At 69.6% G+C, this 16,139-nt stretch carries 17 protein-coding genes; 13 read left to right on the top strand and 4 right to left on the bottom strand.

Features of this window, described 5'->3' with window-relative positions; translation table 11 throughout:
- The gene (locus tag LC438_RS14885) at positions 1 to 630 is read left to right on the top strand and encodes a histidine phosphatase family protein (protein WP_105675984.1); all 630 of its coding nucleotides are present in this window, start codon (positions 1 to 3) and stop codon (positions 628 to 630) included.
- 25 nt (positions 631 to 655) lie between these two features.
- Here LC438_RS14885 and LC438_RS14880 read toward each other — a convergent pair whose 3' ends face one another.
- Positions 656 to 1,561, bottom strand: coding sequence for an NAD(P)/FAD-dependent oxidoreductase (locus tag LC438_RS14880; RefSeq protein ID WP_223587040.1), 906 nt, complete (start codon positions 1,559 to 1,561; stop codon positions 656 to 658).
- Between the two features lie 61 nt (positions 1,562 to 1,622).
- On the opposite strand from LC438_RS14880, the gene LC438_RS14875 reads away from it, so the two are divergent.
- The 5 genes from LC438_RS14875 to ccsB all read left to right on the top strand — a co-directional run bounded on the left by LC438_RS14875 (position 1,623) and on the right by ccsB (position 6,275).
- Positions 1,623 to 2,027: a MerR family transcriptional regulator gene (locus tag LC438_RS14875; RefSeq protein WP_223587039.1), complete on the top strand. Its 405-nt coding sequence runs from the start codon at positions 1,623 to 1,625 to the stop codon at positions 2,025 to 2,027.
- An 87-nt stretch (positions 2,028 to 2,114) separates the two neighbouring features.
- A complete protein-coding gene (locus tag LC438_RS14870; protein ID WP_105675990.1) occupies positions 2,115 to 2,765 on the top strand; it encodes a TlpA disulfide reductase family protein in 651 nt (216 codons plus the stop codon).
- Between the two features lie 16 nt (positions 2,766 to 2,781).
- Positions 2,782 to 3,543, top strand: a complete 762-nt coding sequence (locus LC438_RS14865; protein WP_223587038.1) for a cytochrome c biogenesis CcdA family protein — start codon at positions 2,782 to 2,784, stop codon at positions 3,541 to 3,543.
- Between the two features lie 22 nt (positions 3,544 to 3,565).
- The gene (locus LC438_RS14860; protein WP_223587037.1) at positions 3,566 to 5,290 is read left to right on the top strand and encodes a cytochrome c biogenesis protein ResB; all 1,725 of its coding nucleotides are present in this window, start codon (positions 3,566 to 3,568) and stop codon (positions 5,288 to 5,290) included.
- 4 nt (positions 5,291 to 5,294) lie between these two features.
- Entirely contained in the window at positions 5,295 to 6,275 is a 981-nt protein-coding gene (gene ccsB / locus LC438_RS14855) for a c-type cytochrome biogenesis protein CcsB (RefSeq protein ID WP_105675994.1), read from the top strand.
- A gap of 16 nt (positions 6,276 to 6,291) precedes the next feature.
- Here the strand turns inward: ccsB and LC438_RS14850 are convergent, their stop codons facing one another.
- The gene (locus LC438_RS14850; RefSeq protein ID WP_105675996.1) at positions 6,292 to 7,854 is read right to left on the bottom strand and encodes an SLC13 family permease; all 1,563 of its coding nucleotides are present in this window, start codon (positions 7,852 to 7,854) and stop codon (positions 6,292 to 6,294) included.
- 107 nt (positions 7,855 to 7,961) lie between these two features.
- Between LC438_RS14850 and LC438_RS14845 the strand changes: the two genes are divergently transcribed.
- From LC438_RS14845 to LC438_RS14815, 7 genes are all read left to right on the top strand, one after another.
- Positions 7,962 to 9,611 carry an AbgT family transporter gene (locus LC438_RS14845; protein WP_105675998.1) on the top strand — a complete coding sequence of 550 codons (1,650 nt, stop codon included), beginning with the start codon at positions 7,962 to 7,964 and terminating at the stop codon, positions 9,609 to 9,611.
- An 80-nt stretch (positions 9,612 to 9,691) separates the two neighbouring features.
- Entirely contained in the window at positions 9,692 to 11,197 is a 1,506-nt protein-coding gene (locus tag LC438_RS14840; RefSeq protein WP_223587036.1) for a M17 family metallopeptidase, read from the top strand.
- 5 nt (positions 11,198 to 11,202) lie between these two features.
- Positions 11,203 to 11,601, top strand: a complete 399-nt coding sequence (locus LC438_RS14835) for a hypothetical protein (RefSeq protein ID WP_223587035.1) — start codon at positions 11,203 to 11,205, stop codon at positions 11,599 to 11,601.
- Positions 11,598 to 11,906 (top strand): SHOCT domain-containing protein, encoded by a 309-nt coding sequence (locus LC438_RS14830; RefSeq protein ID WP_223587034.1) that lies wholly within the window; start codon positions 11,598 to 11,600, stop codon positions 11,904 to 11,906. Before LC438_RS14835 ends, LC438_RS14830 begins: the two co-directional genes overlap by 4 nt.
- A 77-nt stretch (positions 11,907 to 11,983) precedes the next feature.
- On the top strand, positions 11,984 to 12,388 hold the full coding sequence (locus tag LC438_RS14825) for an SHOCT domain-containing protein (RefSeq protein WP_105676006.1): 405 nt from the start codon (positions 11,984 to 11,986) through the stop codon (positions 12,386 to 12,388).
- 4 nt (positions 12,389 to 12,392) lie between these two features.
- Entirely contained in the window at positions 12,393 to 12,971 is a 579-nt protein-coding gene (locus LC438_RS14820; protein WP_105676008.1) for a hypothetical protein, read from the top strand.
- Between the two features lie 4 nt (positions 12,972 to 12,975).
- Positions 12,976 to 14,610, top strand: coding sequence for an alpha/beta-hydrolase family protein (locus LC438_RS14815; RefSeq protein ID WP_223587033.1), 1,635 nt, complete (start codon positions 12,976 to 12,978; stop codon positions 14,608 to 14,610).
- Between the two features lies 1 nt (position 14,611).
- Here LC438_RS14815 and LC438_RS14810 read toward each other — a convergent pair whose 3' ends face one another.
- Positions 14,612 to 15,202 carry a 2'-5' RNA ligase family protein gene (locus LC438_RS14810; protein WP_223587032.1) on the bottom strand — a complete coding sequence of 197 codons (591 nt, stop codon included), beginning with the start codon at positions 15,200 to 15,202 and terminating at the stop codon, positions 14,612 to 14,614.
- A gap of 105 nt (positions 15,203 to 15,307) precedes the next feature.
- Positions 15,308 to 15,955 carry a LysE family translocator gene (locus LC438_RS14805; RefSeq protein ID WP_105676014.1) on the bottom strand — a complete coding sequence of 216 codons (648 nt, stop codon included), beginning with the start codon at positions 15,953 to 15,955 and terminating at the stop codon, positions 15,308 to 15,310.
- Between the last annotated feature and the right edge of the window lie 184 nt (positions 15,956 to 16,139).

Below are 16,139 nucleotides of genomic sequence, written 5' to 3'. Positions count from 1 at the left end.
GTGCCGGCGAAGCGACTGCACCTCGTCCGCCACGGCGAGGTGCACAATCCCGCGCGGGTGCTCTACGGGCGGCTGCCCGACTACCACCTGAGCACCGCGGGACGTCGCATGGCGCAGGCGGCGGCCGATCACGTGGCCTCGTTGGATCGGCCCGTCGCCGCCCTGTACTCCTCGCCGCTGGAGCGGGCGCAGGAGTCGTCGGAGCCCTTCGCGGTGCGGTTCGACCTGGTGCCGGAGATCGACATCCGCATCATCGAGCCGACCAACGTGTTCGAGGGCACTCGGATGCGGCGCTCGCTCATGAATCCTCTCAACTGGTGGCACCTGCGACAGCCGTCGCTGCCGAGCTGGGGCGAGCCGTACACCTCGATCGCGGAGCGGATGCTGGGCGCCATGGGCGAGGCCTGGCAGGCAGCCGATGACGGCGACGTGGTGATGGTCTCGCACCAGGCGCCGATCTGGATCACGCATCTCCGCGTGGCAGGCCTGCCGTTGCGGCACGACCCGCGCACGCGGAGATGTGCGCTGTCGAGCGTCACGTCGTTCGAGCTCGTCGGCGATGTGTGGCGCGAGGTCGCCTATGCGGAACCGGCGACCACCGAGGGCGCAGTGGACGTCGGCGCCGTCTGACCCCTGACGCCCTCGACGCTCCGGGTCAGTGCTCGGCGGCGAGCAGCGACTGGATGATCCCCACCGCGGCGAGCTGGCCGGCCGTCGCCGCCAGCATCACGGCGGCCATCGGTCCCGGCAGCGTCGCGCGGTGCGCGAGATCGCCGGCCGCGAAGACGCCGGGCGCGGAGGTACGTCCGAAGTCGTCGATCTCGATCGCACCGGACTCGAGCATCCGCAGGTCGAGCTGCGCCGCGAACGGTGCGCGCTGGCGCATCGTCCCCGAGGCGACGAAGACACCGGCGACGGTGTGCTCGGCGTCGGACGTGCGCACCACGACACCGGCGTCAGCAGCCGAGACCGCGACGACCGCCGAGCCGCTCACCCTGGCGCCGCGGGCCTCGAGGGACACGACCTCCTCGGTCGTGAATGCGGCCCCCACGGGGATGACCGAGATCTCGCTCACGATCCGGCCGAGCATGCCGATCAGGTGCTCGGCGCGCGCCGCTCCACCGAGGACCGCGATCCGCTTCCCCGCGTGCTCGTGGCCGTCGCAGAAGGGGCAGGAGAATGCTCGGGTGCCCCAGAGTTCCGACAGCCCGGCGATCTCGGGCAGGTCGTCGACCACCCCGGTCGCGAGGATGATGTTCCGACCCGATGCCGTGGAGCGGTCGGCGAGCGCCACGGTGAAGTCTCCCTCGCTGCCGGACACGCTCTCGGCGCGGACATCGCGGAGCTCCACGTCGTCGTAGGCGCCGAGCTGCGCGCGTGCGGTCGCCCGGAACTCGGCGGGAGGGGTGCCGTCGTTCGCGACGACGTTGTGCATGTGCAGCACCGTGCCGTTGCGGTATTCGCCCGAGTCCAGGAGCAGCACCGACCGGTGCATGCGTCCGAGCGTGAGTGCCGCCTGCAGGCCCGCGGGGCCTGCGCCGATGACGATCGCGTCGTACATGTGCGGGTGTCCTTCCGTGGATGGGGTTGCGTTCCCGCTCAGTCTGTGACTTCATGTCGACATGAAGTCAAGCGCCGAGCATCCGTGGTCCGTCGGCGAGGTCGCCGCCCGCTTCGACCTCCCCACCAACGTGCTGCGGCACTGGGAGGCGGTGGGCCTGCTGCGGCCCGAACGCGACACGGCCGACCGGCGCCGCTACGGCGAGGACGAGGTCGTCCGCATCGCCGTGATCCAGCGCAGCAAGGCGGCGGGGATGAGCCTCGAGCAGATCGGGGTGCTGCTCGACGACGGGAGCGCTGGTCGGCATCAGGTGCTGCAGGAGCACCTCGACGATCTGGACCGGCGCATGGAGGAGATGCGCCGGTCGAGAGAGATGACCGAGCACGCGATGCGCTGCCGGTCGCACGACATCGCCACCTGCCCGCGTTTCCGCGAGGGCGTCGCCGACGTCCTCGCCCGGTTCTGACGTCCCTCCGGACGCCCTCGAGAACGGGCCCGCGGAGGCCCCACCCGTCCGGCTCACGCATAGGAACCCTTGCGTAGACTGGGAATCGTGCCACTCGCCTCGACGGTTCGCCCGATCCGCAGCGGCCGCCGCTCCCGCATTCGCGTCCTTCGTGGTGCGGTCGGAGCCGCGCTCGCCGCGGTGTTCGCCATCGGCCTCAGCGCCTGCGCCCCCGATGCCGTCAGCGACTCGTTCCTGAGCGGCGAGAACACCGGCTACGTGGCGGCCGACGGCGCGATCGTCGAGATCCCCGTCGCCGAGCGCGGCGACCCCGTCGACTTCGCAGGCGTCACCGAGGCGGGGGAGAAGTTCTCCAGCGCCGACATCGCCGGCAAGGTCGCCGTCGTGAACTTCTGGTACGCGGGCTGCGCCCCGTGCCGCGTCGAGGCGGGCGACCTCGAAGCGGTCTGGCAGAAGTTCGGCGACCAGGGCGTCTCGTTCATCGGCATCAACACGAGGGATCAGGCCGACACCGCCAAGGCCTTCTCCGACGAGTACGGCATCACCTACCCGAGCCTGATCGACGTCGACACCGCGGAGGCGAAGCTCGCGTTCGCCGAGGTCGTGCCGATCCAGGCCACGCCGACCACGCTGGTGCTCGACAAGCAGGGCCGCGTCGCCGCCCGCATCATCGGGCCGATCGACAGTCCGTCGATCCTCTCCACGCTCGTCAAGGACGCGCTCGCGGAGACCTCGTGAGCGCGCGGGGTGCGCTGTGAACCCCGAGGTCATCATCAACTCGGGTGCGCTCTGGTTGGCGATCCCTGTGGCGATGCTGGCGGGGCTCATCTCCTTCCTCTCCCCGTGCGTGCTCCCGCTCGTCCCCGGATACCTCGGCTTCCTCGGCGGTGCAGTGTCGCCGCGCGCTGCGCAGGGACGACCGAACGCCGTCGCACCAGGGCGCGGTCGTCTCGTGCTGGGAGTGCTGCTCTTCATCCTCGGCTTCAGCGTCGTCTTCGTCGCCATCACGGCACTCGGCGGCGTCGCGAACGTGTTCCTGATCCGATGGGGCGATCTGATCACCCGCATCCTCGGCGTCGTGATCATCATCATGGGCCTGGTGTTCCTCGGGCTCTTCGGCTTCGCCCAGCGCGAGTTCCGATTCCACGTCGACTCGAAGCTCGGCGTCGCCGGAGCCCCGCTGCTCGGCGTCGCGCTCGGCATCGGCTGGGCGCCCTGTCTCGGGCCCACTCTCACGGCGATCTTCGCGCTCTCGTTCAATGCGGGCGACCCGGTGCGCGCCGGATTCCTCGGGCTCGCGTACTCGCTCGGCCTCGGCATCCCGTTCCTGCTCGTCGCCCTCGGGTTCGGCTGGGCGACGAGGGCCATCGGCTTCCTGCGCCGCCACATCCGCGTGGTGAACGTCATCGGCGGCGTCCTGCTCATCGTGCTCGGCATCCTCATGGTGACCGGGCTGTGGACCGACATCATGTCCCGGCTGACGGCGGTGATGAACAGTGTCATCCTCCCGCTCTGACCTGAACGACCAGAAGGACCCCGTGGACACCGACCCGCTGCGCCCGTCCGACCACATCGACGGCGACGACACGATCGTCCAGCCCAAGCTCGGTTTCATCGGCTGGCTGCGGTGGGGATGGCGCCAGCTCACCTCGATGCGCACGGCCCTGATCCTGCTGCTCGTGCTCGCGATCGCGGCGATCCCCGGCTCGATCTTCCCCCAGCGCATGGCCGACCCCAACGGCGTGACGCAGTGGGAGCGCAACAACCCCGACATCTTCCCGGTGCTCGACTCGCTGAAGATGTTCGACGTCTACCTGTCGCCGTGGTTCTCGGCGATCTACCTGCTGCTGTTCACCTCCCTCGTCGGCTGCGTGATCCCGCGCATCAAGCACCACCTCAAAGCCCTGCAGGCGCGCCCGCCGCGCACCCCCGCACGGCTGAAGAGGCTCGCCGACTTCCGCGCGGTGCAGCGCACGAGCACGGATGCCGCCGCCGACGCGGCCGCGTCCATCGACATCGCCCAGAAGCAGCTGAAGGCCCTCGGGTACCGCGTCGAGCGCTACGACGCCGGGCGCACCTTCTCGGTCTCCGCCGAGCGCGGGTACTGGCGCGAGACGGGCAACCTGCTCTTCCACATCGCGCTGGTCGGCGTGCTCATCACGGTCGGCGTCGGCGGCGGCTTCGCCTACACCGGCCAGCGCGTGCTGGTCGAGGGGGAGACCTTCGCGAACACCCTTCTCGACTACGACTCCATGAACCGCGGCCGCTTCGTCGGCGACGGAGCTCTCACGCCCTACTCGATGCGGCTCGACAGCTTCGACGTCACCTACCAGCCGTTCGGAGAGCCGGGCTCGGGGCAGGCCGGCGACTTCTCCGCCAACGTCACGCTCAAGGAGAACGGCGACACGCGCACCGGCTCGGTGAAGGTGAACCATCCGCTCGAGGTCGGCGGCGACCGGATCTACCTGCTCGGCAACGGCTACGCGCCGACCATCACGGTCCGCAACGCCGACGGCAAGGTCGTCTTCAAGAACAGCGTCCCCTTCCTCCCGCAGGACACGAGCATGACCTCGCTCGGCGTCGTCAAGGTCACCGACGGGATGCCGGAGCAACTCGGTCTCCTCGGGTTCTTCTACCCCACCACCGGCGTGCTCGACACGGGGGCCTTCTTCTCCGCGTACGGCGATCTGACCAACCCCACGCTCACCCTCGACGTCTACTCGGGTGACCTCGGGATCAACGAGGGCACGCCCCGCTCGGTCTACGTGCTCGACACCACGGGGATGACGAAGCTCACCGGCCGCACGACGGACGTCGAGTCGATCAAGCTGACCCCGGGCAAGACCGCGGATCTCCCGAACGGGCTCGGCACCGTGACCTTCGAAGACGAGTCTCCCGCTGGGGCGACCGACCTCACGCACTCGGTGAAGAGGTTCGCGTCGCTGCAGATCCACCACGACGCGTCGTCGGTGTGGGTGCTCGTGTTCGCCCTCCTGGCCCTCGGCGGGCTGATGCTGGCGCTCTTCGTGCCGCGCCGTCGCGTGTGGGTCAAGGCCACCCACTCCGGTGACGGGGTCGCGCTGGAGTACGCCGGTCTGGCGCGAGGTGAGGACCCCACGCTCGGCGCCGCCGTCGACGACCTCGTGGCCGGGCACGCACGGCTGCTCGACGCCGCCGGTGTCACGGCCGCCCATGAGGCGGAACACGAATCCGAGCCCCCGGCATCCGAGCCCCCGGCATCCGACACTCCGAAAGTAGACTGACAGCATGCTCGAGCTCACCGTGATCTCGCCCGTCCTCCTGTGGACCGCGATCGCGATCTACGCGGCCTCCTTCGTGGCGTACGCCTTCGACCTGGCGCGCCGCTCGCAGGCGACGGCCGATGCGAAGACCGTCCGCGAGGGCGAGCTCGTCGGCGTCGGCGCCCGTGGGGGAGCGCCGACGGTCACCGCGACCGGCGCCGCCGCGGATCCCGCGCCGCAGCGCTTCGTGATGGCGCGCATCGGCACCTCGCTGACGATCCTCGCCTGGGTGTTCCACCTCGCCGCCGTCGTCACCCGCAGCATCGCGGCCGGACGCGTGCCATGGGCCAACCTCTACGAGTTCGCGATGATCGGCACGCTCCTGATCGTCCTCGTCTACCTCGTCGTGCTCACCCGCATCGACCTCCGCTACCTCGGCACCTTCATCACCGGTCTCGTCGTGGTCCTGCTCGGACTCGCGGCGACGAACTTCTACGTCGCCGTCACGCCGCTGATGGACCCGCTGAAGAGCATCTGGCTGATCATCCACGTGTTCGTCGCGTCGCTCGCCACCGCGTTCTTCGCGCTCGCGTTCGCACTCTCGGTGATCCAGCTCATGCAGGCCCGCCGCGAGCGGCTGGTGCGCGAGGAGGCCGCGAAGACCGGTCCCGGATTCCTCCGCACGCTGCCGGGGTCCGACCGCCTCGAGAGCCTCGCCTACCGCTTCACGATCATCGGCTTCATCCTGTGGACGTTCACGCTGATCGCAGGGTCCATCTGGGCGCAGGACGCCTGGGGTCGCTACTGGGGCTTCGACGTCAAGGAGACCTGGACTTTCGTGATCTGGGTCGTGTACGCGGGCTACATCCACGCCAGGGCGACGCGTGGCTGGCGCGGCAACCCGTCGGCATGGCTGTCGATCGTCGGCTTCGCGTCGGTGATGTTCAACTTCACCATCGTGAATGTCTTCTTCAAGGGTCTGCACGCGTACTCGGGCCTCAGCTGAGCGCGGAGCCCCGCTCTCAGAACGGCCAGATCAGCGGCACGTAGAACACCGCCACCGCGAAGAACAGCGCCATCAGAGGCAACCCGAGCTTGGCGTAGTCGCCGAAGCGGTAGCCCCCGGGCTCCATCACCATGAGGTTCGCGGGGGTGGCGACCGGCGTGAGGAACGCCGCCGCCCCGGCCACCGTCAGCGCCATCATGAACGGCATCACTGACGCGTCCATGGCCGAGGCGAGGGCCACGGCCACCGGTGCGACGATGAGCACCGTGGCGGTGTTGCTGATGAGCTGGCCGAGCACGAGCGTGATCAGCACGATGACGGCGACCGCCGCATGAGGACCGGCTTCTCCGAGGAACGAGCGCAGCCCGTCGGCGATCAGCTGCGCCGCGCCCGTCTCCTGGAAGGCGGTCGAGAGCGGGATCATCCCGGCGACGAGGATCACCGTGGTCCAGGAGATCGCGCGGTAGGCCCGGGTGATCGAGACGACTCCGGTGAGGATCAGGGCGCCGGCGGCGAGGAGCCCGGCGATCGCCGCCGGCACGATGCCCGTCGCGAGCAGCACGATCATCGCGAGCAGGATCACGGCCGTCCGCTTGGCTCCGGCCCCGAGTGGCACGGAGCGACGCAGGGTCAGCGGCGCGTCCACCACGAGCACCTCCTCGCGCTTCGCGGTGTGCCGCTGCAGATCGTCCCATGACCCGTCGAGCAGCAGGGCGTCTCCGGCGCTGAGCTCGGTGCCCGATTCGTCGAAGGCCTCCTCGCCGCGACGGACGCCCAGGATGACGAGGTCGCCGCTGGGCGTGCACATTCCAGGGAACACGTGCAGCCCGATCAGCGAGGACCGAGGAGGCACGACGACCTCGGCGACGCCGCGCGCCGGAGACATCAGCGCACGCTCGGGGGCGATCTCGTAGTCGGCCCGCAGCGCCGCGGCGAGCTGCTCCAGGTCGACCGGGGCCGACACCGGGCTGCGCGTCGGCAGCAGGCGCGAACCGAGCAGCAGGATGATCGCGAGAGTTCCGACGAGCAGGGGGAGACCGGCCAGAGCGAACTCGAAGAACCCGAACTGCCTGCCGCCGTTCTCGGCGGCGATGTCGGAGACGATGATGTTCACCGGGGTCCCGGTCAGGGCGAGCATCGAACCGGCGTGCGCGGAGAACGCCAGCGGCATCAGCATCTGCGAGGGCGCGATGCCCGCGCGCGCCGCCACCACGACCACGAGGGGCAGCAGCGAGGCGACCGACCCGTTCACGCTGATCACTGCGGTCAGCACGGCGGTGAGCAGCCCGATCGTCAGCAGCAGTCTCCGGCGCCGGGTGCCGGTCCTGGCGATGACCTCCTGTCCGGCCCATGCGACGATGCCGGTGGCCTCCAGAGCCTCGCTCACGACGAAGAGCGAGGCGATGAACAGCACCGTCGGATCGCCGAACCCTGACAGCGCGGTGTTCAGATCGAGGACGCCGAAGAGGTACAGCGCGATCGAGACGCCCACGGCGACGACCCCGAGCGGGATCCGGTTCGAGACGAACGCGATCACCGCGCAGAGCAGGATGACGAGGGTGGAGGTGATCGGATCCATTGGTTCACACAATAGAAGGCCCCGACGTCAAGGGGACCCCCTAGTTCTAGGGGGTCAGCTTGCCCCGGCATCCCTCGCGCCAAGATCATGGGGCTATGGCTGGCGATATGACGCTGAGTGCCCCCGACGCCGATCGCAAGGGGTTCCTGAACTGGATCGAGAAGGTCGGCAACAAAGTCCCTGATCCGACGATCATGTTCGTCTATCTGATCGGGTTCATCGCCGTCCTCTCCTTCCTGCTCGCCTGGGCCGGAGTCTCCGTCACCGACGAGGTGGTCGTCCCCGGTCCGCAGAGCCAGCTGGACGAGCTCAACGAGCAGTTCGGCGGCGGCTGGCAGATCTACGACACCACCACCGGGCTGCCGGCCGAGACGCCCGACTACACGATCGAGGAGCGCACCTTCGAGGTGCGCAACCTCCTCTCCATCGAGGGCGCCCGCTTCTTCTTCTCCTCCTTCGTCGACAACTTCGCAGGCTTCGGAGTGGTCGCCGTCGTGCTGATCGCGATGGCGGGCGTCGGCGTCGCCGAGCACGCCGGTCTCATGGGGGCGATGATCCGTCGCGTCGTGAAGGTCGCGCCGCGCCGCTGGATCGCCGCGATCCTCATCTTCGTCGGCGTGCTCTCCTCGGTCGCCACGGATGCCGGGTATCTGATCCTGGTCCCGCTCGCGGCCGCGGCCTTCCTCACCGTCGGGCGGCATCCGCTCGCGGGGCTCGCCGGGGCGTTCGCGGGCGTCGGAGCCGCGTTCGGCGCCAACATCCTGATCACCCCGAGCGACAGCATGCTCACCGAGATCACCAACGAGGTGCTCACCGCTGCGGGCATGCAGCCGATCGAGGTGACCCAGAACTGGTACTTCGGCATCGTGTCGACGCTGCTGCTGACCACAGTCGCCCTGCTCGTGACCATGTTCATCACCGAGAAGCGGCTCGGTTCGTACGACCGCTCGGAGATGACCGTCGCCGACGAGGCCGACGGCGTCGACCACGATGCCGAGGCCCGGGGACTCCGCTTCTCCTTCTGGGCGCTGCTCGGCTACCTCGCCGTGATCCTGCTGCTGACCCTTCCCCCTGGCGCGCCGCTGCGCGACCCCGAGACGGGCGACATCATCGGCACCACGCCGTTCATGGCGAGTCTCGTGTTCATCATCTCGCTCGCGTTCCTCGTGTGCGGTGTCGCCTACGGCGCCGGGGCGAAGACGCTCAGGGGAGGCTCGGCCGCGGTCGGAGCCATCGCGAAGACGTTCGCCAGCCTCGGCGGACTGCTGGTGATGTTCCTGATGATCGCCCAGTTCATCGCGCTGTTCAACTGGACCAACCTGCCCACCGTGGCCGCGGTGTCAGCCGCCGAGCTCCTGCAGCAGGCGAGCGTGCCGGCGATCGTGCTCCTGCTCGCGTTCATCCTCGTGATCGTGATCCTCGACTTCATCCTCCCGGGGCTCGTGCCCAAGTGGGTGATCTTCGCTCCGGTGTTCATCCCGATCTTCGCCTCGCTCGACGTCGCGCCCCAGACGCTGCTGGCGGCGTATCGGGTGGGCGACTCCCCGGTCAACGTGCTCACCCCGCTGATGGTGTATCTGCCGTTCATGGTGACGGTCGCGCAGCGCTACAAGAAGGACGCGGGCATCGGCACGATCATCGCGCTGATGATCCCGTACGCGGTCTGGATGCTGATCTCCTGGGTCGCGCTCTACGTCGTGTGGTTCCTCCTCGGCATCCCGTGGGGACCCGGCTCACCGGTCGACGTCGTCGGCTGACCCTCCCCGCCGTCCGGCCTCACCCTCCCCCGGGACCGGGCGGCGGGCCTCGACATCACCACCGCACGCAAGGAGCCATCATGGAACGCAGACCGAACAAGCTGATCCCCGCCGACCTCCCGACCGTGCCGGGCCTCGACGCGCTCGACGCCGCGACGATCACGGTCGGGGTCGTGCCAGACGACATCGAGGCGCTCGGCATCGGAGTGCACTCCGATGGCGACGTGCCGGCGGAGCTCGTCTTCGACAGAGCGGCGCTCGAGCAGGCCGGCTTCACCGGCGCGGCGGGGTCGTCTCTCCTGCTCCCTCAGGCGGGTGCGGCCGACATCGTCGCCGTAGGGCTCGGAGCACGGGGCGAGACGACGGCGAATGCGCTGCGGGATGCCGCCGCGACGTTCGTGCGCGCGGCATCCCGCCGTTCGCGACTGGGTCTCCGCATCGACGACCTCGACGACGTCGACGCGGACACCGCTGTTCGGATGCTGGCGGAGGGGGCCCTGCTCGCCCGCTACCGGTACACCGTGCTGCGCGGCTCCTCGCCGCACGTCCCGCTCGCCTCGCTCGTGCTCGATGTGCCAGGGGGTGCGGATGCCGCCATCGCTGAAGCACGCACGGGTGCGCGGGCGGGCGTGGTCGCGCGCGACCTCGCCAACACCCCGCCGGGGCACCTCACCGCCGTGAACCTCGGAGAGATCGCGACGGAGCTCGGAGAGCGATTCGGGTTCGAGGTGGAGCTGTTCGACAAGCAGGCGCTCATCGACCTCGGCTGCGGCGGCCTGCTCGGCGTCAACCAGGGCTCCGTGGAGGAGCCTCGGATGGTGAAGCTGAGCTACACGCCGTCGGGTGAGGCGACCGGCCACCTCGGGCTGGTCGGCAAGGGCATCATGTACGACTCCGGAGGCATCAGCCTCAAGCCCAGCGACCCCATGCACCTGCTCATGAAGATGGACATGGGAGGAGCCGCGGCGGTGCTCGGGGCCTTCACCGGCCTCCGCGACGCGGGCGTGACCGCTCAGGTCACCGGGTGGCTGATGTGCACCGACAACATGCCCTCGGGCACCTCGTACAAGCTCGGCGACGTGCTGACCGCCCGAGGGGGGACGACTGTGGAGGTCAAGAACACCGACGCCGAAGGACGACTGGTGATGATGGACGCTCTCATGCTCGCGAACGAGGACGGCGTGGACGCCATCATCGACATCGCGACGCTCACCGGCGCCGCGCTGGTGTCGCTCGGCCCCGCGACCGCGCCGGTGCTCGGCAACGACCAGAAGACGATCGACCTCGTCCGCACGGCATCCGCCGCGGTGGACGAATCCGTGTGGCAGCTGCCGCTGGAGCGCAAGTACCGGCCGCAGCTCGACTCGGAGATCGCCGACATCGCCAACCTCGGCGGGCCGTTCGCCGGGGCGACGACTGCGGCGCTCTTCCTCGCGCACTTCGTGGGGGAGACCCCGTGGGCGCACCTCGACATCGCCGGCACCATGCAGACCGAGAAGGACGACTCCTGGCGGACGGCGGGGGCGACGGGCTTCGGCGCGCGCATCCTGCTGGAGTCCGCGCGCGCGTTCCGGGCGGGGGAGTGACCACCATGACCACGTCGAACTACGTCGGACCGCTGAGCTTCGCGGTCTTCGCTGTGCCGGCCGACGCGGAGCTCGTCTCCGTCATCGCCGAGCTGCAGAGCCTGCAGCTCTCGCACGCCGTCGAGGTGCTCGATCTCGAGCTGGTGGAGCGCTCCGACGACGGGACGGTGCGCCGGCTGACCTTCGCAGACGAGACCGCGGCCGCCGCGGAGACCGATCTGCTCGATGACGACGACCTCTCGGAGATCGGACGCGAACTGCGAGCGGGCGAGCGGGCGCTCGTGGTCGTCTACGAGGACCGCAGCCTCGCGACGGTCGCCGACCGCATCACGGCGCTCGGCGGGCGCGAGGCATGGGCGGGCGGCATCGACGCCGCCGATCTGGACGAGGGAGTCGCATCATGAGCCTGCTCCGCACGGCCGCACGCGCGGCGGTCGCCACCCGGGTGGTCGGCAACGTCCAGCGTCGGCAGCACCAGCAGTGGGCGGCCCAGGACGCCGCCGTGGCCGCGCAGCAGGCGCAGGCGGTGGATGACGCCGCTGCTCGCCTCGCGGCCACCGCGCCCGCGCCCGCCGCCCCTGCACCCGCCGCTGCGCCGGACATGACCCAGGTGATCGCACAGCTCCAGCAGCTCGGCCAGCTGCGGGATGCCGGCGTGCTCACCGACGCGGAGTTCGAGGCGCAGAAGCAGCGGCTCCTCGGCGCCTGAGCCCGCCCCATGATCCCGGATGCCGCACCTGCGGCATCCGTCACGAACGCCGCAGACGCGGCAAGGAGTACAACAGCATGCATTTCTGGTCCTCGATCGTCGACATCCTCTGGTGGTCTCTCACGGTCTTCGTCTTCGTCGCCTATCTGATGGCGTTGTTCTCGATCATCAGCGACCTGTTCCGCGACCGCGCGCTCAACGGCTTCGCGAAGGCGGTCTGGCTGCTCTTCCTGGTGTTCCTGCCCTTCCTCACCGCGCTGGTGTACCTCATCGTGCGCGGCAAGGGCATGGGCGAGCGCGCCGCGCAGCAGTCCGCCGCCGCGCAGTCCGCCGCCGAGGACTACGTCCGCTCGGTTGCCGGGACGGCCGCGACGCCCACCGACGAGATCGAGCGGGCCAAGCGCTTGTTCGACGCCGGTGCGATCAGCGAGGCCGAGTTCGCCTCGTTGAAGCAGTCCGCGCTGCGTCGCGCCTCGGCGTGATGCAGTGCAGCGGCTGATCGGGCAGGCGATGCGCGATCACGACGAGGCCCCGGTCGGCGGCGCCCCCTTCTCCGGAAGGGGGATGCCGTCGGCCGGCGCCTCGTGGGCCGGCCGGCTGGCCACCTCCGCCGAGGGGATCTACGGGCTGATCATCGTCGCCGGCATGATCGTCGTCAGCCGCAACCTCACCGCGAGTTCCGGAGACGCCCTGATCTCGGTCGTGACGACGCTGCTGGTGTTCTTCGCGGCGCACGTCTACTCCTCGGCGGTCTCCTGGATGGCCAGGGGGTCCGAGCGCCGATCGCTCGGCGAGGCGCTCGCGCACGGGATCGGGGAGTCGTCCGGAATGATCGTCGTCGGTGCGGTTCCCGTCGTCATCCTGCTGCTCGGTGTGATCGGTGTCCTCCGCGATGCGGACGCCGTGTGGCTCGCCCTCGGCGCCGATGTGATGCTGCTCGGGCTGCTGGGCTGGTTCATCGCCGCCTCCCGCAGCGACAGCCTGTGGGTGCGCCTCGGGAGCATGCTCGTCACCGCCGCGTTCGGCGGGGTGCTCATCGCGCTGAAGGCGCTCGTCCATCATTGATGCCATGAAGGATTCGGACTCGCCCCGCCGTCGCTGGTGGCACGTCGATCCGGGCGGAGCGCTCGGCGGCCTGCTGCTGGCGGTGCTGTCGGCGACCCCGTCGTTGCTCCCTCGTGCGGCGCTGTTCCAGGGGCTCATCACGGCGGTCGCCTTCGCTGTGGGCTATGGAGTCGGCACGGCGGCGTGGCTCGGCATCCGACGCCTCGTGCCGATGCGCAGCCGACCGATCCTCTGGATCGCGTACGGGGTGCTCTGGCTCGTCGCGGTCGGAGCGCTGTCCGTGCTCGCCGTCGCATGGCAGAACGAGGTGCGCAGAGCAGTGGAGATGCCTCCGCTGGACGCCGTGGACCTCGCCGGGTTCCTGCTCGGATTCCTCCCGGTCGTCGTCATCCTGATCGCGGTCGGAAAACTCAACCGTCGCGTCTTCCGCGCGCTCCAGCGCACGTCGGGAACACCGGTGTCGCTGTTCGGCACCCTCACCGCGCTGGTCGCGGGCGTCGCCGCGACGGTGCTCGTCGTCATGTTCGGTGTCGACGCGGTTTACAAGGGACTCAACGGAGCCCCGGATGCCGAGGCCGTCGAGCCGTCGAGCGAGTTCCGCTCCGCCGGGGCCGGGTCGGCGATCCGCTGGGAGGACCTGGGGCGGCACGGCAGCGCCTTCATCGGCGGTGGACCAACGGCGTCGGAGATCACGGCGCTCACCGGAGTGGAGGCGAAGGACCCCATCCGCGTCTACGCGGGGCTGGAGTCCGCGGAGACCTCGGAGGCGAGGGCGCAGCTCGTCGTCGACGAGTTGGAGCGGACGGGCGCGTTCGACCGCTCGGTGCTCGTCGTCGCGACGACCACCGGGTCGGGCTGGCTGGAGGCGCAGACCGTCGACGCGATCGAGTACCTGCACGCCGGTGACACCGCGATCGCCGCGATGCAGTACGCCTACACCCCGAGCTGGGTGTCGTTCCTGTTCGATCCGGACGCTCCCGTCGAGTCGGCGCGGGCGCTGTTCGACGCGGTCGAGGAGCGGTGGTCCCAGCTCCCCGCCGATGACCGCCCCGAGCTGATCGTGTACGGTCTGAGCCTCGGCGCTCACGGCGGACAGGCGGTGTTCGACGGCCTCGGCGATCTGCGGTCTCGTGCGGACGGGGCGATGTTCGTCGGCAGCCCCAACGGATCGGCGCTGTGGCGCACACTGCAGGGGGCGCGCGATCCCGGGAGCCCGGTGTGGCAGCCGGTGCTCGCAGACGGACGAGAGGTGCGGTGGATCTCCCGCGCGGGGGACGAGAGCCTGCTGCCAGGGCCCTGGTCGGAGCCGCGCGTGCTGTACCTGCAGCACGCGACCGACCCGGTGACCTGGCTCACTCCCGAGCTGATCTGGAGTCCGCCCGAGTGGCTGGATCCGTCGCAGCGAGCGGATGACGTCAGCCCGGAGATGCGGTGGATACCGGTCGTGACCGCCGTGCAGGTCGGCATCGACATGCTCGGCGGCGAGGCCGTGCCCGCACGGCACGGACACAACTTCGGCGATGTCGTCACGACGGGCTGGCGCGAGGTCGCCGGCGACGCGGGTCTCGACCAGGCGGCCGTGGACCGCATCCAGGAGGAGATCGAGGGCTACGCGCCCATCCAGCCCTACCTGGAGTGAGTCAGCCGCCGAGCGGGATGATCTCGGCGTGCTCCCCGCCCTCGTCGTACCAGACGAACTCGGCCTCGGTTATGGTCTCGGTCGGCGGGAGCTCGAATGCGCGACGCGCCGCGCGCTCCAGAACCTCCCACTCCGCAGCGCCGAGGGAGCGTGCGTAGACGAGGGAGAGGTGGAAGGTCCAGTCGTCGACGCTCAGCTCATCGAGCCGTCGGTAGTCGGTCGGCTCGAGCCTGTCCGTGAGGCGAGAGTACGCCTGGACGAGAGATGCAGACCGCGCCGCGCGGAGGATGACGACCTGCCAGGGAGACGGGAACGCGTCGACGGCATCCGCCGTCACCTCGATCGGAGGCTGTTCAGCAGCCCACTCGCGGACCAGGGCCGCGACCTCTTCTCGGCGCTCCGCCTCGAAGAATCCGCGCAACGTCACATGTCCGGTGTGCGGATGCCGAAGGCCGCGTGCCGGCCCGTCGAGCAGCGTGCGCTGCGTGCTCTCGTACTCGTGCGCGACGGCCGCGGAAGGCCGCAGCACGAGGTACTGCTGGCCCTGCAGCGAGGCGAGCTGATCCGGGGTGTCCATGAACGGTCGGCGCATGGGTCGAGGGTACGCGAGCCCGGTCGCCCCCGTGCGTCACATGACGGTGACGTTCCGGAGAAGCGCGGTCGACGACCGGGCGGCGACTCGAAGGTGCTGCCGACGTCAGGGGGCGACGGCGGGAGCGGGAGCGTCGATGGCGAGTTTCACGCCGATCGCGCCGAGCAGCGTGCCGGTGACCCGTTTCTGCCATCGCATCCACGTGGGCCTGCGCTGAAGGAAGGTGGCGACGGAGCCGGCGACGACGATGATCGCGCCGTTGACCACCACCCCGACGAGGATCTGGATCGCGCCGAGCTGGAATCCCTGCGCCACAATGCTGCCGGCGGCGGGATCGATGAACTGCGGAATGAGCGCGAGATAGAGGATCGCGACCTTCGGGTTCAACAGGTTCGTCAGAAGCCCCATGCGGAAGAGCGTGCCGAACGAATCGCGAGGCAGATCATCGGTCTCGAACGGGGACCTCCCACCCGGGCGAAGCGTCTTGTAGGCGAGCCAGAGGAGGTACAGGGCGCCCGCGATCTTCACAACGATGAACAGCCAGGGGACGACGAGGAAGACCGCCGCCAACCCGAGGTTGGCCATGACGAGGTACACGACGAAGCCCACAGCCGTCCCGGACAGCGACATCATCCCGGCACGCCATCCCTGGCTGATGCTGCGAGAGACCAGATACATCATGTTCGGTCCGGGGGTGAGGGCGAGCCCGAGCTCGATGAGCGCGATACCGAGGGCGGCGGACAACGAGATCATGCACGCTTCTTTCATCAGGAGGATTCACACGCGCATCCCCCTCGACGCTGCACCCAGTCTCGCATCCGATCTACGTATGAGCTCGCACACGCTCCGATGCGCCGGGGGAGATCTGTGCCGGCGCCGACGAGAACGCCTCCGCAGGTCGCTGTGCGGAGGCGTTCTCGGTCCCCCGGAGGACGAC

Origin of the sequence: Microbacterium sp. OVT16B (genome assembly GCF_019969705.1) — a bacterium.
Lineage (GTDB): Bacteria > Actinomycetota > Actinomycetes > Actinomycetales > Microbacteriaceae > Microbacterium > Microbacterium natoriense.
This window is presented reverse-complemented; position numbering and strand designations above follow the sequence as displayed.